Annotated in this window: 20 protein-coding genes, 4 tRNA genes and 1 riboswitch; of the genes, 20 read left to right on the top strand and 4 right to left on the bottom strand. The window is 75.5% G+C overall.

The features are described from left to right. Positions 1-41 precede the first annotated feature (41 nt). The 6 genes from ABGB16_RS21450 (at position 42) to ABGB16_RS21425 (ending at position 3,963) form a co-directional block, all read left to right on the top strand. A complete protein-coding gene (locus ABGB16_RS21450; protein ID WP_347669893.1) occupies positions 42-908 on the top strand; it encodes a type II secretion system F family protein in 867 nt (288 codons plus the stop codon). Between the two features lie 25 nt (positions 909-933). Next, positions 934-1,152, top strand: a complete 219-nt coding sequence (locus tag ABGB16_RS21445) for a hypothetical protein (RefSeq protein ID WP_347669876.1) — start codon at positions 934-936, stop codon at positions 1,150-1,152. 65 nt (positions 1,153-1,217) lie between these two features. Further along, positions 1,218-1,646: a TadE family protein gene (locus ABGB16_RS21440; RefSeq protein ID WP_347669875.1), complete on the top strand. Its 429-nt coding sequence runs from the start codon at positions 1,218-1,220 to the stop codon at positions 1,644-1,646. Next, entirely contained in the window at positions 1,631-2,185 is a 555-nt protein-coding gene (locus ABGB16_RS21435; RefSeq protein ID WP_347669874.1) for a TadE/TadG family type IV pilus assembly protein, read from the top strand. Before ABGB16_RS21440 ends, ABGB16_RS21435 begins: the two co-directional genes overlap by 16 nt. 98 nt (positions 2,186-2,283) lie before the next feature. Continuing rightward, on the top strand, positions 2,284-2,655 hold the full coding sequence (locus ABGB16_RS21430; RefSeq protein ID WP_347669892.1) for a hypothetical protein: 372 nt from the start codon (positions 2,284-2,286) through the stop codon (positions 2,653-2,655). Positions 2,656-2,670: 15 nt separating this feature from the next. After that, positions 2,671-3,963, top strand: coding sequence for a LysM domain-containing protein (locus ABGB16_RS21425; protein WP_347669873.1), 1,293 nt, complete (start codon positions 2,671-2,673; stop codon positions 3,961-3,963). A 139-nt stretch (positions 3,964-4,102) separates the two neighbouring features. On the opposite strand, the gene ABGB16_RS21420 is transcribed toward ABGB16_RS21425, so the two are convergent. Further along, positions 4,103-4,954 (bottom strand): Rieske 2Fe-2S domain-containing protein, encoded by an 852-nt coding sequence (locus tag ABGB16_RS21420; RefSeq protein WP_347669872.1) that lies wholly within the window; start codon positions 4,952-4,954, stop codon positions 4,103-4,105. Positions 4,955-5,099: 145 nt separating this feature from the next. Beyond that, entirely contained in the window at positions 5,100-5,717 is a 618-nt protein-coding gene (gene bluB / locus ABGB16_RS21415; protein ID WP_347669871.1) for a 5,6-dimethylbenzimidazole synthase, read from the bottom strand. A gap of 34 nt (positions 5,718-5,751) precedes the next feature. After that, positions 5,752-5,951: riboswitch (cobalamin riboswitch) on the bottom strand. A gap of 16 nt (positions 5,952-5,967) precedes the next feature. Between bluB and ABGB16_RS21410 the strand changes: the two genes are divergently transcribed. Further along, on the top strand, positions 5,968-6,915 hold the full coding sequence (locus ABGB16_RS21410; protein ID WP_347669870.1) for an EamA family transporter: 948 nt from the start codon (positions 5,968-5,970) through the stop codon (positions 6,913-6,915). A 190-nt stretch (positions 6,916-7,105) separates the two neighbouring features. After that, positions 7,106-7,867, top strand: a complete 762-nt coding sequence (locus ABGB16_RS21405; RefSeq protein ID WP_347669869.1) for a crotonase/enoyl-CoA hydratase family protein — start codon at positions 7,106-7,108, stop codon at positions 7,865-7,867. A 5-nt stretch (positions 7,868-7,872) separates the two neighbouring features. On the opposite strand, the gene ABGB16_RS21400 is transcribed toward ABGB16_RS21405, so the two are convergent. Continuing rightward, a complete protein-coding gene (locus ABGB16_RS21400; protein WP_347669868.1) occupies positions 7,873-9,294 on the bottom strand; it encodes an NAD(P)/FAD-dependent oxidoreductase in 1,422 nt (473 codons plus the stop codon). 94 nt (positions 9,295-9,388) lie between these two features. Here ABGB16_RS21400 and ABGB16_RS21395 point away from each other — a divergent pair, with 94 nt between their 5' ends. Continuing rightward, a complete protein-coding gene (locus ABGB16_RS21395; RefSeq protein WP_347669867.1) occupies positions 9,389-10,489 on the top strand; it encodes a serine hydrolase domain-containing protein in 1,101 nt (366 codons plus the stop codon). An 18-nt stretch (positions 10,490-10,507) separates the two neighbouring features. Here the strand turns inward: ABGB16_RS21395 and ABGB16_RS21390 are convergent, their stop codons facing one another. Further along, on the bottom strand, positions 10,508-11,452 hold the full coding sequence (locus ABGB16_RS21390; RefSeq protein WP_347669866.1) for a phytoene/squalene synthase family protein: 945 nt from the start codon (positions 11,450-11,452) through the stop codon (positions 10,508-10,510). Between the two features lie 121 nt (positions 11,453-11,573). Between ABGB16_RS21390 and crtI the strand changes: the two genes are divergently transcribed. The 11 genes from crtI (at position 11,574) to ABGB16_RS21335 (ending at position 18,159) form a co-directional block, all read left to right on the top strand. Next, the gene (crtI, locus tag ABGB16_RS21385; protein ID WP_347669865.1) at positions 11,574-13,055 is read left to right on the top strand and encodes a phytoene desaturase family protein; all 1,482 of its coding nucleotides are present in this window, start codon (positions 11,574-11,576) and stop codon (positions 13,053-13,055) included. Continuing rightward, entirely contained in the window at positions 13,052-13,675 is a 624-nt protein-coding gene (gene idi / locus ABGB16_RS21380) for an isopentenyl-diphosphate Delta-isomerase (protein ID WP_347669864.1), read from the top strand. Before crtI ends, idi begins: the two co-directional genes overlap by 4 nt. Next, entirely contained in the window at positions 13,665-14,651 is a 987-nt protein-coding gene (locus tag ABGB16_RS21375; RefSeq protein WP_347669863.1) for a MerR family transcriptional regulator, read from the top strand. The genes idi and ABGB16_RS21375 overlap by 11 nt, the downstream gene beginning before the upstream one ends. Before the next feature lie 71 nt (positions 14,652-14,722). Next, positions 14,723-15,523, top strand: a complete 801-nt coding sequence (locus tag ABGB16_RS21370) for a polysaccharide deacetylase family protein (protein ID WP_347669862.1) — start codon at positions 14,723-14,725, stop codon at positions 15,521-15,523. Between the two features lie 153 nt (positions 15,524-15,676). Beyond that, a tRNA-Glu gene (locus ABGB16_RS21365) sits at positions 15,677-15,749 on the top strand. A gap of 40 nt (positions 15,750-15,789) precedes the next feature. Then, positions 15,790-15,863 (top strand) — tRNA-Asp (locus ABGB16_RS21360). Between the two features lie 104 nt (positions 15,864-15,967). Further along, positions 15,968-16,041: transfer RNA gene (locus ABGB16_RS21355), tRNA-Phe, on the top strand. Positions 16,042-16,397: 356 nt separating this feature from the next. Next, positions 16,398-16,760, top strand: a complete 363-nt coding sequence (locus ABGB16_RS21350) for a hypothetical protein (RefSeq protein WP_347669861.1) — start codon at positions 16,398-16,400, stop codon at positions 16,758-16,760. A 42-nt stretch (positions 16,761-16,802) separates the two neighbouring features. Next, positions 16,803-16,884, top strand: a tRNA-Phe gene (locus ABGB16_RS21345). A gap of 107 nt (positions 16,885-16,991) precedes the next feature. Beyond that, complete coding sequence (locus ABGB16_RS21340; protein ID WP_347669860.1) at positions 16,992-17,327, top strand: YnfA family protein; 336 nt, start codon at positions 16,992-16,994, stop codon at positions 17,325-17,327. A gap of 310 nt (positions 17,328-17,637) precedes the next feature. After that, positions 17,638-18,159 (top strand): SRPBCC family protein, encoded by a 522-nt coding sequence (locus ABGB16_RS21335; RefSeq protein ID WP_347669859.1) that lies wholly within the window; start codon positions 17,638-17,640, stop codon positions 18,157-18,159. Positions 18,160-18,173: the final 14 nt, after the last annotated feature.

The raw sequence follows: 18,173 nt of genomic DNA, 5'->3' as shown, positions 1-18,173 counted from the left end.
CTCGCGAGCCCCGCAGTCGCTGACGAGAGGGGGCACTGATGATCTTGAACTGGCAGCTCACCCTCGCCGTCGGCGGCGGCGCGGCGGTGGGGCTCGGCGTGTTCCTGGTCGTCCGCGAGGCATTGCCGGCCGCCCCCGCGCTCGGCCCCGCGCTGCGCCGGCTGCACCAGCCGCCGGGCGTCGCCCGGGTCGTTCCGGCCGGGCGGAGCCTCGACTGGATCGGCGGGTTCGCCCGCTGGCTGCGCCCGCCGCACCGGCAGCTCGCGCTGATCGACCAGACCCCCGAGCAGTACGCCCTGTCCGTGCTGCTGTCCGCGCTGGTCGGGCTGGTCACGCCGACCCTGGCGTCGACCGTGCTGTTCCTCGGCGGGCTGTCGGTCCCGGTGGTCGTACCCGTGCTGGGGAGCCTGGGGATGGCCCTGGTCGCCGCCCTGCTGGCGCACCGCGCCGTGCTGGTGCGGGCGGCCGCCGCCCGGGACGAGTTCCGCCAGGCGGTCTGCACCTACCTGGACCTGGTCGCGTTGCAGCTCTCCGCCGCGCACGGCCCGGTGCAGGCGCTGGAGCGGGCGGCGGCGATCTGCGACGGCTGGGTGTTCGACCGGATCCGGGAGTCGCTGCGGATCGCCCAGATGCAGATGCACTCGCCCTGGGACGAGCTGCGCGAGCTGGCCGAGAAGATCGGCATCCCGGAGCTGGGCGACGTCGGGGCGATCATGCGCTCGTCCGGCAGCGAGGGGGCGCAGGTCCACGAGACGCTGCGCAGCCGGGCCGACTCGCTGCGCGACCAGATCCGCACCGACAACCTCGCCCGCGCCGAGGCGGTGACCAGCCGGCTGGACGTCCCCGGGTCGCTGCTGGTCTTCGTCCTGCTCGGCTTCATGGTCTACCCGTTCCTCGCCCGGCTGTGATCTGACCCCGAGAAGGAGCACCGTCATGAGTCTCATCGCCTACCTGCACGTCGCGCTGACCACCCGGCTGGCCGAGCTGCGCCGCGACGGCGAGCGCGGCGACAGCCCCGTCCCGACCGCAGTGATCATCTTCGGGCTGGTCGCCGTCGCGATGGCCGTCACCGCGCTCGCCCTGACCAAGGCCAACGAGTGGATGACCAACATCCCGGGCGCCACCGACCCCGGCGCCGGCGGCGGGAACTGACGGGGGTGACCCGCCCCCCGCGCCCGGAGCGGAGCCGGTCGGCACCCGCCGACCGGTCCGCTGGCGTGCGCGGCCCAGGGCGGCGCCGGCACCGGATACGCGCGCGGCTAGCCCTGGGCGGGGCGGACCGGGGCGCCAATCCGGTGGAGCTGGCCGTGGTGATGCCGGCGATCCTGGTGCTGCTCTTCGGCTCGATCCAGGTCGCCGCCTGGTTCGTCGCGCGGGCCACCGCCCTGAACGCCGCGCAGACCGCGGTCAACGCGCAGCGCGTCCACCTGGCCCCGCCGGGTGCCGGGGAGGCCCGGGCCGCCGCGTTCCTCACGGCGGCCGGCGACTGGCTGGTCGGCTGGGACCAGCCCGGCCCGGCCTGCGTGACCGGCACCACCGAGGTGACCTGCACGGTGACCGGCCGGTCCCTGTCGGTCGTCCCGGGCGTCGACTTCGCGGTACGGCAGACCGCCCACGGCACCGTCGAACGGTGGACGACGGGATGAGCATCGTGCGGCGGTGGGTTCGCCAACTGGACGGATGCTCGAAGGTGTGGAGGCGGCCGGGGCCCACGGGTGCCGGCCACCGGACCGAGCGCGGCTCGGTGGCCGTCGAGGTGGCCGTCCTCGCCCCGGCGTTCATCGGCCTGATCGTGCTGGCCGGCGTCGCCGGGCGTACGGCGATCGCGCAGGAGGCGGTCCAGTCGGCGGCGCACGACGCGGCCCGGGCAGCGTCCATCTCGCGGGACGCCGACGCCGCCCGCGAGGCGGCGCTGGCCGCCGCCGGCTCGCAACTGGACTGGCAGCGGGCGAACTGCGCCAGCCAGCCGGCGCTGACCTTCACCGGCTCGGTGAACGGCACACCGGTCAGCTTCGACCAGGCGTACGCTGCCGCCCCCGGGGAACCGGCCGCCGTGACCGTACGCGTCACATGTACGGTCTCCTTCGCCGACATCCGGCTGTCGCTGCTGCCCGGCATGACCGGCGCCCGGGCCGTCTCGGCCACGTTCACCTCCCCGCTGGACCGCTACCGGAGCCGGTCGTGACGCCGCGCCCCGCTTCCGCCGGCGGGATCGGGTGGCTGCGCCGGGTCGGGTGGCTGCGCCGCGACGACGGCCGGGTCAGCCTGTTCCTGGCCGCGGGCATGATCGGCGTACTCGCGATCATCGGCCTGGCGTTCGACGGCGCCGGCCAGCTGCGGTCGATGCAGCGGGCCGACAACCTCGCCGCCGAGGCGGCCCGGACCGGTGGGCAGTCCATCGACCGGGCGCAGGCCATCGAGGGTGGACCCAAGGAGATCGACGAGGTGGCGGCCCGGGCGGCGGTACGCAGCTACCTCGCCGCGGCCGGGGTCACCGGCCACTCCGTCGAGTTCCCGGTCGTGGACGGGGAGAAGCTCGTCCGCGTCCGCGTCACGGTCACCTACGACCGGTACATGCTCGGCCTCTTCGGCTTCGGCAACACCGTCACCGTCTCCGGTGAGGCCACCGCGCGGGCCCTCACCAAGGGCCCGTAGAAGGGAAGGCACGCCATGGCCACACCGGGTCGCTCCGCCGCACGGCGGGTCGGGCAGTTCCTCACCGGGTTCGGCGCGCTGATCGTGCTGGTCGCGGTGCTGGTCGGGGCGCCGGTGGCGCTGATCGCGTTCGCCGGCAACCCGCTGCCCGACCACGTACCCACCCTCGCCGAGATCGGCACCGCGCTCACCAGCCGGGACGACGGGCAGCTCTTCCTGCGCGCGCTCGCCCTGGTCGGCTGGTTCGGGTGGGCCACGTTCGCCCTCTCCGTGCTCGTGGAGCTCGGCGCGCAGGCGGTGCGCCGGCCGGCTCCCCGGCTGCCCGGGATGAGCCGGCAGCAGCGGGCCGCCGCCGCGCTGGTCGGCTCGGTCGCGCTGATCATCGCGGCGAGCCCGGCCGCGAGCGCGGCGACCGTCCTGACCGGCCCGTACGCGGCAGCCGCCGCCCCGGCGGCGGTGCAGCCGGCGGCGACCCACCGGACGGCGGCGACCCTGCCGCCCGCCGCGACGGCCCCGGTGGCCGCCCGACCCGGGCCGGCGGCGGTCGCCACGGCCGCCGCCGAGACGCCGGAGCAGACGGGACCGACGGTGTACCGGGTGGCCAAGGGCGACTATCTGGGCAAGGTGGCCGAGCGCTACCTCGACGACTTCGACCGCTACCGGGACGTCGCGAAGCTGAACCGGCTGCGCGACCCGGACCGGATCCAGCCCGGACAGTTGATCCGGCTCCCGGACGACAGCCAGGACGGCGGGGCGCGCCGGCACGCCACCGGCCGGCTCGTGGCCCGGCCGACGACCCCCGCCCCCGGCACGGTCACGCCGCCGGCACCCCCGGCCGCGCCGTCCGAGTCCCCCGCGTCCCCGGCCAGCCCGGCCGCTCCCGCCAACCCGCCCGGGCCCGGCGCTCAGGCAGGAGAGACCCCCTCGTCGCCCAGGACCACCCGCCCCTCGCCGGGGCCGTCGGCGGCCCGGCCCCCGGCCGGGTCGTCCCAGTCGGCCCAGCAGGTGGCGCAGTCGCCCGGCGGCGGGCAGCCGGCGATGGCCGCCGGGGCGTCCCGGGCCGGCGAGGAGGACCGGGTGAACCGGCCGCTCGCGGTCTCGGCGGTGCTCGCCGTGGCCAGCATCGTCGGGGCGCAGATCGGCGCGGTCCTCGGGCTGCGCCGCCGGCCCGCCACCGCCGCCCGAGCCGCCGGCGCCACCGCCCGGGGCGGCGCCACCGCCCGAGCCGCCGGCGCCGCCCGGACCACCACCGCCCGGGCGACCGCCAGCGCGCGGGCCTTCGTCACCGGCCGGCACCGCCGGGGCTGACCTACCGGGGCCCGCGAACAGCGGCACCGGGGCCCGCGAACAGCGGCACCGGGGCCCGCCGGGGCCGGGCCAACAGCGGCACCAGGTCCGACCGGCCACAGCCGGACGCCGGGATCGGACCGTGCCGTGCCGGCGCGGGTCAGGGCAGCCGGACCTGCAGCACCCCGTCGACCACCCGGCTCGTCAGGATCTGCTGGTCGTTGGCGGCCGGGCCGTGCACGACCTCGCCGCCGTTGAGCCGGAACGTGCTGCCGTGCCACGGGCAGACGACGCAGTCGTGCCCGTCGACCTCGGTGACCTCGCCCTGTCCGAGCGGGCCGCTCTGGTGCGGGCAGCGCTCCAGCATCACGGTGACGTCGTCGCCGTGCCGGTACAGGATCACCGAGACGTCGTCCACCTCGCGGGTGATCAGCTTCCGCTGCGGCAGCGCGGCCATGTCCGCGACCGACTTCCAGCCGTCGCTGATCCGGTGCAGCTCGGAGACGCTCTGGTTGACCTGCGCCGCCTGCTTGTACGCCAGGTGCCCGCCGATGTACGCGCCCGTGCTCGCGGCCGTCAGCCCGAGGTACGCCAGCATCCGCCCCGCCCCGTGCCGGCCCTGCCGCCGCGCCGCCAGCGAGCCCGCGTACAGGGCGAGGGCTACGGTGTTCGCGGCGGCGTGCACCAGGCCGACCCGGCGTTGGTCGCGGGCGAGGGCCGCCCAGTCGTTCAGCCCGGCGACCGCCGCCGGGAGGGCGCTGACCGTGCCCAGCCCGACCAGCGCGGTGGCCGCCCGGCGCTGCCCCGGCATCAGGTCGAGCACGGCCGCGCTGATCCAGGCGCCCACCGGCACCTGCACCATCGCGGGATGCAACGGATGCCCAAGCCACACCCCGTGCAGCAGGTCGCGGACCCGCTGCGGTCGGAGGGTGGCCTGGACGCCGCGCTGCAACCGGTCGCCGGCTCGGTCCAGCGCCGAGTTCTGTTCGAGTTTCGTCAAGAGTGCCCGCATGCCGTCCGACTTCCCGGCGGAAGCGGTCGCAAACCGGGCGACGGCGACAATTCGCGCCGACCGCGCCGGGAGCGGACACACCATGTCCCCGACATGGCGGCATCCGTCCGACCCGGATGCCGCCATGTCGCCGCCACGAGGCCGATCACCGCCAGCGATCCCGGTGGACGGCCGCGGCGAGCGGACGCGGCTGACGCCAGCCGTGCCGGGCCAGGTCGGGTACGGCCTCCAGGTGGGTGACCGGCCCGACGCAGAGCCACGCGACCGGCCGGATGCCGTCCGGTACGCCCAGCAGCTCGGCGAGGAACGGCTCGCGGTAGAAGGAGACCCAGCCGACGCCGAGCCCCTCGGCCGTGGCGGCGAGCCAGAGGTTCTGGATGGCCAGGCAGACCGAGTAGAGGCCGGCGTCGGCGATGGCGTGCCGGCCGAGCACCGCCGGGCCGCCCCGGGCCGCGTCGTAGGTGACCACGATCGACAGGGTCGACTCCAGCACCCCGTCGATCTTGATCCGGGCGAACCGCTCGGCCGCCGGGGCGTCCAGCGTGGCGGCGAAGGTCTCCCGCTCGTCCTGGACGTGGCGGTGGAAGCGGCGACGGGTGTCGGCGTCCCGGACCAGGATGAAGTCCCACGGCTGCGAGTAGCCGACGCTCGGTGCGGCGTGGGCGGCGGCGAGGACGCGACGCAGGGTCTCCTCGGGCACCGGCTCCCCGGTGAACTGGGCTCGGACGTCACGGCGACGGTGGATGGCGTCGTACAGTTCCACGGCAGGCTCCCGCTGCGCTCGGCCCACCCCTGCGGGCGGGCGGTCGACGCGAGGCCGGTCTTCGGACTCCCGGATCGACGCCTGGCCGTCCGCCTTCCCAGCCGTACGGCCAGTGGCTGCGCTCTGCGCGCGTGGACGGTGGCTCCCCGGTCACCGCGGCGGGCCCGTGCCGGATTCGCACCGGCTTCCCGATTCTCCCCACTCACGTGGGGCACCTCACATGATCGTGCCGCCGCCGATGCTACTGGAAATGCTGTCGCGGCCGGGGCCCGCCGGGGCCATCGTGGACGGGGTGTACGCCCATGCCTCCCGCCCGCTGCCGACCCCCGCCGCCGCCCGGCTGACCGCCGCGATCGGCCGCCCCGACGCCCTACCGCCGCCGCTGCTGATGCTGCTCGGGATGCTCTCCACCCAGGTCGGCGCGGCGGTGGCCAAGCAGCTGTTCGGGGCGACCAGCGCGGGCGGCACGACCGCCCTGCGGCTCGGCCTCGGCGCGCTGGTGCTGCTGGTGGTGGTCCGGCCGGGTCTACGGCTCGGGTGGCGGGCGGCCGGTCTGGTCGCGGCGTTCGGGGTGGCGATGGCCGCGATGAACCTCGCCTTCTACGCCGCGCTGGACCGAGTACCCCTCGGCGTGGCGGTCACCGTCGGCTTCGCCGGCCCGCTGCTGGTGTCCCTGCTCGGCAGCCGCCGGATCGCCGACGTGCTGTGGGCGGTGCTGGCCGGGGCCGGGGTGCTGCTGCTGGCCGGCCTCGGCGGGGTCGGCGTGGACGCCCTGGGGATGGCGCTGTGCGGGCTGATCGCCCTCGGCTGGGCCGGCTACGTGCTGCTCGGCAAGGCGCTGGCCACGCGGGTGCCGGGGACCCGGGGGCTGGCGCTGGGCATGACGGCCGGCGCGCTCTGCGTACTGCCGTTCGGGGTGGCCACGGCCGGCGTCGAGCTGCTCGATCCCCGCGTCCTCGCCCTCGGGCTCGGGGTGGCGCTGCTGTCGTCGGTGCTGCCGTACTCGGCGGAGCTGGCCGCGCTGCGCCGGATGCCGGCGCAGGTCTTCGCCGTCCTGCTGAGCCTGGAACCGGCGATCGCCGCGCTGGTGGGCACCCTGCTGCTCGGCGAGCTGCTGGCCTGGCCGCAGCTGGCCGGTGTCGGCTGCGTGGTCGCCGCCGCCCTCGGCGCCACCCTCGCCCGCCGCGACGAGGGCTGAGGCCACCACCCTCGCCCGCCGCGACGAGGGCTGAGGCCACCACCCTCGCCCGCCGCGACGAGGGCTGAGGCCGCCACCGTCGCCGCCACGATCAGGGCCGGGGGCACGAGCAGGCCCGCTGCGACGAGCCTTGAGGCCCACGCAGGCTCCGGCCTGGCGCGCCGGCGCCCCGGGCGGGCATGCTGTCCGGATGGGCGTACGAGTGGAGCGCGCCGGCGCGGTGACCACCGTGATCCTGGACCGGCCGGCGGCCCGCAACGCCGTCGACGGCCCGACCGCGCGGGCGCTGGCCGACGCGTTCCGCGCGTTCGAGGCCGACCCGGCGGCGGCGGTTGCCGTGCTCTGGGGCGCCGGCGGGACGTTCTGCTCGGGCGCGGACCTGAAGGCGATCGGCACCCCGAGGGGCAACCGCGTCGAGCCGGACGGCGACGGCCCGATGGGCCCGACGAGGATGCGCCTGTCGAAGCCGGTGATCGCCGCGATCTCCGGGTACGCCGTGGCCGGCGGGCTGGAGCTGGCGCTCTGGTGCGACCTGCGGGTCGTCGAGTCCGACGCGGTGCTCGGGGTGTTCTGCCGGCGCTGGGGGGTGCCGCTGATCGACGGCGGCACGGTGCGGCTGCCGAGGCTGATCGGGGAGAGCCGGGCGCTGGACCTGATCCTCACCGGCCGGCCGGTGCCGGCGGACGAGACGTACCGGATGGGGTTGGTGAACCGGCTGGTCGCGCCGGGCGAGGCCCGGGCGGAGGCCGAGCGGCTGGCCGCCGAGATCGCCCGCCACCCGCAGACCTGCCTGCGCAACGACCGGGCGGCGGTGCTGGCCGGCGCCGGCCTGCCCGAGCCGGAGGCGCTGGCGGTCGAGCTGGCGTACGGCGTGGAGTCGCTCACGGCCGGCGCGGCGGCGGGCGCGGCCCGCTTCGCGGCTGGAGCGGGCCGGCACGGCGCCCCGACCTGACGGCGCTACCGCAGGTTTCGGAGGGCGTCCTCGATCGCGCGGTGGAACGTCGGGTACGCGTAGATCATGTGGCGCAACTGGTCGATCGGGACGGCCCCGTGCACCGCCACCACCAGCGCGGACAGCACCTCGCCGCCGGCCGGCCCGACGGACGTCGCCCCCACCAGCACGCCCCGGTCGGCGTCGGCGACCAGCTTGATGAGCCCGTCGGCGCGGTGGATCCAGCCCCGGGCCGACGAGCCGAGCCGGCTGAGGCCGACCTGCACGTTGATCCCGCGCTCCCGCGCCTGCCGCTCGGTCAGCCCGACCGCGCCCACCTCGGGGTCGGTGAAGGTGACCCGGGGCAGCGCCCGGTAGTCGGCGCGGGGCACGCCGGCCGGGCCCGCCGTCCCACTCAGGGTGGTGCCCGCCTCCGGTCCCGGCTGCGCCTGCCGGGTGTGGTCAAGCACGTCGGCGACCACGATCGCCGCCTGGTACATGGCGACGTGGGTGAACGGGCCCTCGCCGGTCAGGTCGCCGACCGCCCAGATCCCCGCGGCGACGCGCATCCGGTCGTCCACGGCGAGGTGGCGCCGGGACGGGTCGAGGCCCATCGTCTCCAGGCCCAGCTCGTCGAGGTCGGCCCGCCGGCCGGTCGCCACCAGCAGCTCGTCGGCGACGATCGTGACGCCGCCCGTGCCGTACAGCGTGAACGCCCGCCCGTCGTGGGCGACCCGTTCGGCCCGCAGGCCGGTCTCGATGCGCACCCCGTCGGCGCGCAGCGCGGCGGCGGCCACCTCGGACGCCTCGGGCTCCTCGACGGCGAGCACCCGGTCCATCGCCTCGACGATCGTCACGGCGACCCCGAACCGGGCGAAGGCCTGGGCCAGCTCCAGCCCGATCGCGCCGCCGCCGAGGACCAGCAGCGAGCCTGGCAGATCCTCGACCTCGATCGCCTGGTGGTTCGTCCAGTACGGCGTGTCGGCCAGCCCGTCGATCGGCGGGACGACGGGACGGGTGCCCGTGCCCAGCACGATCCCGTGCCGGGCCTGGAACACCTGGTCGCCGACGCGTACCCGGCCGGGGCCGTCGAGCCGGCCGTCGCCCCGGACGAACCGGCCGCCCTTGTCGGTGAACCGCCGTACCGCGACCGTGTCGTCCCAGGTGTCGGTGGCCTCCTCGCGGATCCGCTTCGCCACCGGCGCCCAGTCGGGCTGGACCTGGGCCGTGCCGGCGAACTCGTCGACCCGGCGGGCCTCGGCGAGCGCGTTCGCCGCCCGGATCATCATCTTGCTCGGGACGCAGCCCCAGTACGGGCACTCCCCGCCGACCAGGCCCCGCTCGACCCCGACGACGCTCAGGCCGGCCTCGGCGAGCCGCCCGGCCACCTCCTCGCCGCCGACGCCGAGCCCGACCACGACCACGTCCACCACTTCCGGCTCCGCCACCACGCCAGCATTCCTCACCGGGCGGGTCGCGGCCACCCTGGCGGGGCCGGAAATGGCGGGCCCGTTTCCGGCGGGCAGGCCCTACGGTGGCCGGATGCGCGCACGCTTCGCCCCGGTCCGGGACTGCTTCCACGACCTGTTCGCCGCCGGCCGGGAGACGGGGGCCTCCCTCGCCGTCTGGTACGACGGGCGGCTGGTCGTCGACCTCGTCGGCGGCAGCCGGGGCGGGGCTACCGCCGACCCTTCCCGGGGGCGGCCGGGCGACGGGCGGGACTGGCGGCCGGACACCCTGGTCAACGTGTACTCGGTCGGCAAGCCGGTGGTGGCGCTGTGCCTGCTGGCGCTCGTCGACCGGGGCCGGCTCGGCCTGGACGACCCGGTGGCGGCGCACTGGCCGGGGTTCCGCGCCCCGGCCACCGTGCGCCAGGTGCTGAGCCACACGGCGGGCCTGCCGGCGTTCCCGGTGCCCCGCCCGGCCGACGCGGTCGCCGACTGGGCGCTGCTCTGCGCCGACCTGGCCGCCGCCGAGCCGGAGTGGGAGCCGGGTTCCGTCGCGGGCGAGCACGCCTGGACGTACGGGCACCTGGTGGGCGAGCTGGTCCGGCGGGTGGACGGCCGGTCGGTGGGCCGTTTCCTGGCCGACGAGATCGCCGGGCCGTGGCGGCTCGACCTGGGCTTCGGCCTCGGGCCGGCGGACCGGCGGCGGTGCGCCGACCTGTCGTACGGCGATCCGGGCTGGCCGGCCCGGACGCTGGGCGAGCCGGGCTCGGTGCGGGCGCGGGCGCTGGGCAACCCGGCCGGCGGCCTCGACGTGGCGGTGCTGAACGGCCCGGTGTGGCGGGGCGCGGAGGTGCCGGCGGTCAACCTGCACGCCACGGCCGCCGGGCTGGCCCGCCTCTACGCCGGCCTGCTCGCCGGCGGCACGCTGGACGGGGTACGTCTGTTCAGCCCCGAGTTGGTCGGCGAGGCGACCCGCGTCCAGTACGACGGGCCGGACGTGGTGCTGGACCGTCGGGCGTGCTGGACGCTGGGCATGCAGTGGGAGCCGGACGGTAGCTGGGGCATGGGCGGGATCGGCGGCAGCAGCGCCTGGGCGGATCCGGCGCGCGGCTACACCTTCGCGTACGCCACCGCGCGGCTGGCCGGCCACGACCGGGTGGACGAGCTGGTCGAGGCCCTGCACTCCTGCCTCTGATTCCGCCGCCCGCGACGGTCAGGACGGGACCCCCGCGGTGACAAGGCCCCCCTCCCGCCGCCCCGGGCCGGGGAGCGCGACCGGGGTGCCCGGCGGGGCGAGCAGGGCGCGTCCCGCCACGGCCAGTCGCCGTCGCCCCGGCACGCGGGCCCGGCGCGCGAAGACGTCGTAGCCCTGGGCGGCCACCTCGTCCAGGATGCCGCCGTAGAGCGCGTACGCGGTCCGCATGCACGCCTGCGAGCCGGCCGCCAGCAGGGGGATGCCCGGCGCGGCGGCGGCGTAGTGCGCCTGTGCGCGGGTCACCTCGTACGCGATCAGTTCCCGGATCCGCGGCGTGCTCCGGCGCCCGGCGGCGGCGGCGAGCAGGTCCTGGCGGGTGACGCCGAACGCGGCGAGGTCCTCGTCCGGCAGGTACGTCCGGCCGCGGTCCAGGTCCTCGGCCACGTCCCGGACGAAGTTGGTGAGCTGGAAGGCGAGGCCGAGTTGGCGGGCGGGTTCGCGGGCGGCGACCGGGTCGGAGCTGCCCAGGATCGGCAGCATCATCGTGCCGATGACGGCGGCCGAGCCCTCCATGTAGTCGAGCAGGTCGTCGTACGTCCGGTAGGAGGTGACCGTCAGGTCCATCGCCATGCTGCGCAGGAACGCCGCGAAGTCGGCCCGGTCCAGGTCGAACACGGCGATGGTGTGCAGGACGGCGGGCAGCAGCGGGTCGTCGACGGGCGCGCCGTCCAGCCCGGCGAGGAAGCGCGCCGACCAGCCGTCGAGCCTCGCCGCCCGCTCGTCCGGCGACGCGTCCTCAATGCGGTCGACGATCTCGTCGGCGTACCGGGTGAAGCCGTAGAGGGCGTGTACGTGCCGGCGTTTCCAGGCGGGGAGCAGGCGGGTGGCGAGATAGTAGGTGCGGCCGTGACGCCGGTGCAGCTCGCGGCAGCGGTCGTAGGCGGCGGCCAGGTCGGTCTCCACCGGCACTCCTCAAGAATCGACGCATCAATCGACGCAGCCCATAACCCTAGGGTACGCTCGCCGCACGGCCGACGCGGCGGTTGCCGGGCATGGTGGGCGGCGTTCCGAAGGAGGTGGCCAGGTGCGGACCGTGACGGGACCGACGGACCGGGTGGTCGTCGTCGGCGCCGGGCTCGGCGGGCTGGCCTGCGCGCTGCACCTGGCCGGCACCGGCCGGCAGGTGACGGTGGTCGAGCGCGAGCCGGTGCCGGGCGGCCGGGCCGGGCGACTCGCCGTCGACGGGTACGAGTTCGACACCGGGCCCACCGTGCTCACCATGCCCGACCTGATCGCCGAGGCGCTCGGCGCGGTCGGCGAGGAGCTGGGCGACTGGCTGGACCTGACGCCGCTGGACCCGGCGTACCGGGCGTACTACCCGGACGGCTCCACGCTGGACGTCGTCACCGACACGACCCGGATGGCGGCCGGGATCGCCGCCGTATGCGGGCCCCGGGAGGCCGACGGCTACCTGCGCTTCGTCGAGTACGCCCGGGAGCTGTGGCGGCTGGAGCGGGCCGACTTCATCGAGCGCAACCTCGACGCGCCGACCGACCTGCTGACGGGCAACCTGCTGCGGCTGCTGGCCAACGGCGCGTTCCGCCGGCTCCAGACGAAGATCAACCAGTTCTTCCGGGACCCACGCACCCAGCGCATCTTCTCCTTCCAGGCGATGTACGCCGGGCTCGCGCCGCACGACGCGCTGGCGATCTACGCCGTCATCGCGTACCTCGACTCGGTGGCCGGGGTGTACTTTCCGCGCGGCGGCGTCCACGCGGTCTCCCGCGCGCTGGCCGGCGCGGCGGAGAAGCACGGCGTGCGGATCCGGTACGGCACCGAGGTGACCCGGGTCGAGACCGCCGGCGGCCGGGCGACCGGAGTGCTCACGGCGGACGACGAGTTCGTCCCGGCCGACGTGGTGGTGCTGAACCCCGACCTGCCCGTCGCCTACCGGGATCTGCTCCCCCCGGCCCGGCGCCGCCGGCTCACCTACTCGCCGTCCTGCCTCGTGCTGCACGTCGGCTCACGGCAGGGCTATGCGAGGATCGCGCACCACAACATCCACTTCGGGCGGTCCTGGAAGGGCACGTTCGACGAGGTGATCCGCCAGGGGAAACTGATGACCGACCCGTCGTTACTGGTGACCAACCCCAGCCGGACCGATCCGTCGGTCGCCCCGGCCGGCCGACACACGTACTACGTACTCGCCCCGACACCGAACCTCGACCGCGCCCCGCTCGACTGGCGCGGCGACCTGGGCCGCCGCTACGCCGACCAGCTCGTCGCGACGCTGGAGGAGCGCGGGTACGTCGGCTTCGGCGCCGGCGTCGAGGTCCGGCACACGGTCACGCCGGCGGACTGGGCCGAGCAGGGAATGGCCGCCGGCACCCCGTTCGCGTCCGCGCACAGCCTTTTCCAGACCGGCCCGTTCCGCCCGTCGAACCTGCACCGGTCCCTGGCCAACGTCGTGTTCGTCGGCTCCGGCACGCAGCCCGGCGTCGGCGTGCCGATGGTGCTCATCTCCGGCAAGCTGGCCGCCGCCCGCGTCACCGGGGGCGAGCGGTGAGCGGCTCGCGCGAGGCGCACCTCGTCGAGCTGGTCGACGACGCCGGCCGGGCGCACGGCGAGACGACCGTGGCCGCCGCCCACCAGCCACCCGGCCAGCTGCACCGCGCCTTCTCCGTCCTGCTGGTCGACCCGGCAGGCCGGGTGCTGATCCAGCGCCGGGCCGCCGTCAAGACCCGGTTCCCGTTGCGCTGGGCCAACTCGTGCTGCGGCCACCCCGGTCCCGGCGAGTCGCTGGCCGAGGCCGCCAACCGGCGGCTGGCCGAGGAGTTGGGCGCCGGGCCCGTCGGCCTCACCCCCGTCGGCGTGTACGTCTACCGTGCCGACGACCCGGCCACCGGCCGGGTCGAGTTCGAGTACGACCACGTGCTGCGGGCGGACGTGCCGGCCGACACGGCGCTGCGCCCCGACCCGGACGAGGTCGCCGAGCTGCGCTGGGTCGATCCGGTGCAACTGGCGGCCGACCTGGCGGCCGACCCGCACACGTACGCGCCCTGGCTGGGCGGGGTCCTGGACCGCCTGCTGCACCCGTCCCCGCCCGCGGCGGACGCCCCCGGCACCGGCGCGACCCGCTCCGACGCCCCGGTGGGCGACGCGTCGGAGCGGCCGGGTGGCCGATGAGGCGCTGAGCGCGGGGGCGGCGGCGCGCCGGCTGGGCGTCGCGGTCACCACGCTGCGCACCTGGCACCAGCGCTACGGGCTCGGGCCCAGCCAGCACCTACCGGGGCAGCACCGGCGGTACACGCCGGCCGACGTCGCGCGCCTGGAGGTCATGCGCAGGCTCACCGCGGAGGGCGTCACTCCCGCCGAGGCGGCCCGCTGGGCCCGCCACGCGCCGCTCCCGGCCCGCCACGCGCCGCCCGCCCCGATCGCGCCACCCCCGGCCCCGAGCGTGCCACCCCCGCCCGTGGCGGTGCCGGTTGGCGGCCGGGCCGGCGGTGGCCGGGGCGTGCCGGTGGGCCGGGCCGGCCCGGCGGCCCGCGGGCTGGCCCGGGCCGCCGTACGGCTGGACTCGGCCGCGATCGGGGAGGCGATCGCGCGTCACCTGGCGGCCGAGGGGGTCGTCGCCACCTGGGACCGGCTGCTGCGGCCGGTGCTCGCCGGCATCGGCGACCGGCACGCCGCCACCGCCGGCCTGATCGAGGTGGAGCACCTGGTGTCCCGGTGCGTCTCGGAGGCGTTCGCCACCGTCGGCCGGGCCGGGACGGCCACCGGGCCCGCCCGGATCCTGCTCTCCTGCGCCGACGAGGAGCAACACACCCTGCCGCTGGAGGCGCTGGCCGCCGCGCTGGCCGAGGCCGGCGTCGCGTACCGGATGCTCGGTGCCCGGGTGCCGGCGCCGGCGCTGGTCGAGGCGGTGAACCGCACCGGCCCGGCCGCGGTGGTGCTCTGGTCGCACACCCGGGACACGGCCGACCCGGCCCAGCTCACCGCGCTGCTCGCCGGCCCCCACCGGCCGCTGCTGGCACTGGCCGCCGGGCCGGGCTGGCAGGCGGACGCGCTACCGGCCGGCGTGGTCCGGCCGGCCGACCTCGCCGAGGCGCGGGCGCTGGCCCTGGCCGTACGCGACTCGCTGGACCGACCGGCAGGGGTTTGACGGGTCTGCCCATTTCACGAAACGTGCACTAGCGTCGAGTCGCCCACGGACCTCTACCCCTCGGAGCGACGATGAGCGCACGCGCCGTCCTGGCGTTCGGCCTCAGCCTGGTCCTCTTCCTCGGCGGCTGCGCCGAGCCGACCGCCCCGCGCCCGGAGGCCGCCGCCCCGACCGGGTCGGCGACGCCGGAGCCCGAGGCGACTGCGAAACCGACCACCTCGCCGAAGCCGACACCGACCCGGGCCACCACCCCGCCCCCGCTGCGGCCACGTCCCACCAAGCTCCCGGCCGGGCTGCGGCGGACCACCGGCACCCGCGCCGTCGCGCTGACCTTCGACGACGGGCCGGACCCGGCCTGGACGCCGAAGATCCTCGACCAGCTGCGCGCGGCCAAGGTGCAGGCCACCTTCTGCGTGATCGGCACCCAGGCCCGGCGCCACCCTCAGCTCATCGCCCGGATCGTCCGTGAGGGCCACCAGCTCTGCAACCACAGCTGGCACCACGACCTCAACCTCGGCCGCCGGCCGGTCGCGGACATCAAGGCCGACCTGGTACGGACCAACCGGGCCATCCAGGCCGCCGCGCCGGGCGCCAAGGTGCCGTTCTACCGGCAGCCGGGCGGGCGGTGGACCCCTGAGGTGGTGGCGGTGGCCCGGCAGCTCGGGATGCGTTCGCTGCACTGGGCCGTCGACCCCCAGGACTGGGCCAAGCCCACCGCCCCGACGATCCGGCAGCGGGTGATCAAGGCGACCCGGCCCGGTTCGATCGTCCTGCTGCACGACGGCGGCGGAGATCGGGCCGCCACGGTCGCCGCCTGCGCCCACCTGATCGGGGAGCTGAAGCGGCGCTACGGGCTCGCCCGGCTCCGCTGAACCGGCCCTGACCTGCCGTTTCCCGCGTGGCTGCGCCCCGGGCCATACCGATTTGGTGCCGGGGCCGGCCGTCACGTATGCTTTCCAAGCCTCCGGCAGGGCCGGATGGGAGCAAGTCCGCCAGATTTGTGAGTGTGCAATGATGGCGGGGCCGCCCTCATCGTCTAGCGGCCCAGGACGCCGCCCTTTCAAGGCGGTAGCACGGGTTCGAATCCCGTTGGGGGCACGACCGGCGCAAGCCGGAGCAACACCGGTAACACCAGCTAGGTCCTGTGGAGCAGTTGGAGTGCTCGCCGCCCTGTCAAGGCGGAGGTCGCGGGTTCAAGTCCCGTCAGGACCGCAAGCGCTGACGCCGCGCGTACGTTGCGCGGCGTTCTGCGTATCGGTGCAGGTGCCCTTCCGGGCGGCGAGCTCGCCATCCGGGTACCATGAGCCGAGCAGCACGGCCAGGTAGCTCAGTTGGTACGAGCGTCCGACTGAAAATCGGAAGGTCGGCGGTTCGACCCCGCCCCTGGCCACATAGCCTTTCGCCGGGCTACAGAGATCCCCACCAGCGGAAACGCCGGTGGGGATCTTGCTGTTGACGCCCCGGCCGCATCCCTCTGCTGCCAGTGGCGCGAGCTGGACGGCGACGCCGCGACCAAACCGCCCGCACAGGTCACCGCGGCTTGCCCCTCGCAGAAGACGAGCCCGCTCCGACAGGACGACAGCGCGGAGACCGGCGATACAGAGCTCCGTGAACCCCACCACCGGATGCATCCGTGTCTCCATCGACAAGCGTGTTGCGCGCGTGCCAGGCGCAACCGAGCCACGACGTCCCACTACAAGCTCCCACTACGACATCCCAGGAGCCCAGATGACAGCATTGACACGCATGCGCAAGGCGTGGCGACCGGTCCTGATCGGCGCCCTGGTCCTGGCAGGGTTGGCCGCAACCTCGACTACGGCAGGGGCAGCGAGCACCAACCGGACCGGACTCTGCAACAAGGCAAGCTACTGGTCGTACCTGCAGTTCCCCTCTCGTGGCGGGTTTTCCAGTTACCTGGTAGCGCCGGGCAAATGTTGGAGCATGGCATTTCGCAGCGGCAGCACTGAGCCTGTCCACGTGTATGCCTACCGGACCAGCGACGGCGCGACGTTCTGGATTGGCTGGAAGATGATCAAGACGGGCGAGCACAACGTGTTCCGGACCTACGGCGAGATCCCCACGCGCAAGGTCAAGTTTTCACACCGTTGACGGCCGTGGAAGCCCGGCGCGCCCAGCGGGCGCGCCGGGCACGGCGATTGCGTAGTCGGAAGCTGAGGCTCTGAGCGTCCGACTGAAAATCGGAAGGTCGGCGGTTCGACCCCGCCCCTGGCCACAATGCCTCTCGTCGGGCTACAGAGATCCCCGTCAGCGGAAACGCCACTGCTCCTGCGGGCAGGCCGACCGACACGACCGCCGGGACCTGCCGCTACGGTCGCAGGCATGACGGTCGCCCGCTCGATCCTGCTGTTCCTGCTCGCCGCACTCGCCGAGATCGGCGGCGCCTGGCTGGTCTGGCAGGGCTGGCGGGAGAACCGGGGGCTGCTGTGGATCGCGGCCGGGGTCATCGCACTCGGGTGCTACGGCTTCGTCGCGACGTTCCAACCCGACCCGAACTTCGGCCGCATCCTGGCCGCCTACGGCGGCGTCTTCGTCGCCGGCTCCCTCGTCTGGGCGATGGTCGTCGACAAGTTCCGCCCCGACCGCTACGACGTCATCGGCGCCGCCGTCTGCCTCGCCGGCGTCGCGATCATCATGTACGCCCCACGCGGCGCCTGAGCCGGCTCGGGGCGGAGGCGGGCGCCCTGGTCCCGCTCCGTCGCGTACCCACCCATTGCCGCCACCCCCTGTCGGCCCCGGTCGTGGTCGGGCCGGGTCGGGGCGCCTACCCGCTGGCGCGGCGGGCATCCGCCCTCGCCGCCGAAGGCCGCGTCCCTGGATGCGCAGCCACGCAGGCCACACCTGGTGTCGCGACCGCCAGGGCGTCCGGAGGACAAACGCCACCGTCCGGCATGCGGGCGTGCGAGCGCTCAGAAGCGGCCATTTGTGCTGCTGCGTCCCCGCTCCGGAGCCGGTATGGTCCGGCCCTATGGGACAGGAGATGGCCGGCCCGACAGAAATCCGGCAGGACGTCGCGCGGTTCTCGCTCCGCAGCACCCTCCTCGTCTCCGCCTCAGCCGAGCACGCCTTCGCGGTCTTCGCCGGCGCGCTGACCGACTGGTGGGTCGCCGAGTACACCTGGTCCGGGCCCGCGGCGCTGGCCGAGCTGGGGATCGAGCCCCGCGCCGGCGGCATGCTCTACGAGATCGGCCCGTACGGCTTCCGGAGCGACTGGGGCCGTGTGCTCACCTGGGACCCGCCCCGCCGGCTCGTGTTCACCTGGCAGATCGGCCCCGACCGGGTACCGGTCCCCGACCCGGCGCAGGCGAGCGAGGTGGAGGTGCTGTTCCTGCCCGACGCGGATCAGGTCCGGGTGGAGGTCGAGCACCGGCACTTCGACCGGCACGGCGAGGCGGCCGAGGGATACCGGCAGGCGCTCACCGCGGGCTGGCACGAGCTGCTGTCCCGGTTCGTCGTCTCCGTGGCCCGCAACCACCCGCCGCTGTCCTGACGGACGCCGACCAC

Origin of the sequence: Micromonospora sp. B11E3 (assembly GCF_039871625.1) — a bacterium.
In the GTDB taxonomy this organism is placed as follows: domain Bacteria; phylum Actinomycetota; class Actinomycetes; order Mycobacteriales; family Micromonosporaceae; genus Micromonospora.
This window is presented reverse-complemented; position numbering and strand designations above follow the sequence as displayed.

Coding starts and splice junctions, on each gene's coding strand:
- ABGB16_RS21445 (WP_347669876.1), top strand. CDS start 934: ATGAGTCTCATCGCCTACCTGCACGTCGCGCTGACCACCCGGCTGGCC.
- ABGB16_RS21430 (WP_347669892.1), top strand. CDS start 2,284: ATGATCGGCGTACTCGCGATCATCGGCCTGGCGTTCGACGGCGCCGGC.
- ABGB16_RS21425 (WP_347669873.1), top strand. CDS start 2,671: ATGGCCACACCGGGTCGCTCCGCCGCACGGCGGGTCGGGCAGTTCCTC.
- ABGB16_RS21420 (WP_347669872.1), bottom strand. CDS start 4,954: ATGCGGGCACTCTTGACGAAACTCGAACAGAACTCGGCGCTGGACCGA.
- ABGB16_RS21410 (WP_347669870.1), top strand. CDS start 5,968: ATGCTGTCGCGGCCGGGGCCCGCCGGGGCCATCGTGGACGGGGTGTAC.
- ABGB16_RS21405 (WP_347669869.1), top strand. CDS start 7,106: ATGGGCGTACGAGTGGAGCGCGCCGGCGCGGTGACCACCGTGATCCTG.
- ABGB16_RS21395 (WP_347669867.1), top strand. CDS start 9,389: ATGCGCGCACGCTTCGCCCCGGTCCGGGACTGCTTCCACGACCTGTTC.
- ABGB16_RS21370 (WP_347669862.1), top strand. CDS start 14,723: ATGAGCGCACGCGCCGTCCTGGCGTTCGGCCTCAGCCTGGTCCTCTTC.
- ABGB16_RS21350 (WP_347669861.1), top strand. CDS start 16,398: ATGCGCAAGGCGTGGCGACCGGTCCTGATCGGCGCCCTGGTCCTGGCA.
- ABGB16_RS21340 (WP_347669860.1), top strand. CDS start 16,992: ATGACGGTCGCCCGCTCGATCCTGCTGTTCCTGCTCGCCGCACTCGCC.
- ABGB16_RS21335 (WP_347669859.1), top strand. CDS start 17,638: ATGGGACAGGAGATGGCCGGCCCGACAGAAATCCGGCAGGACGTCGCG.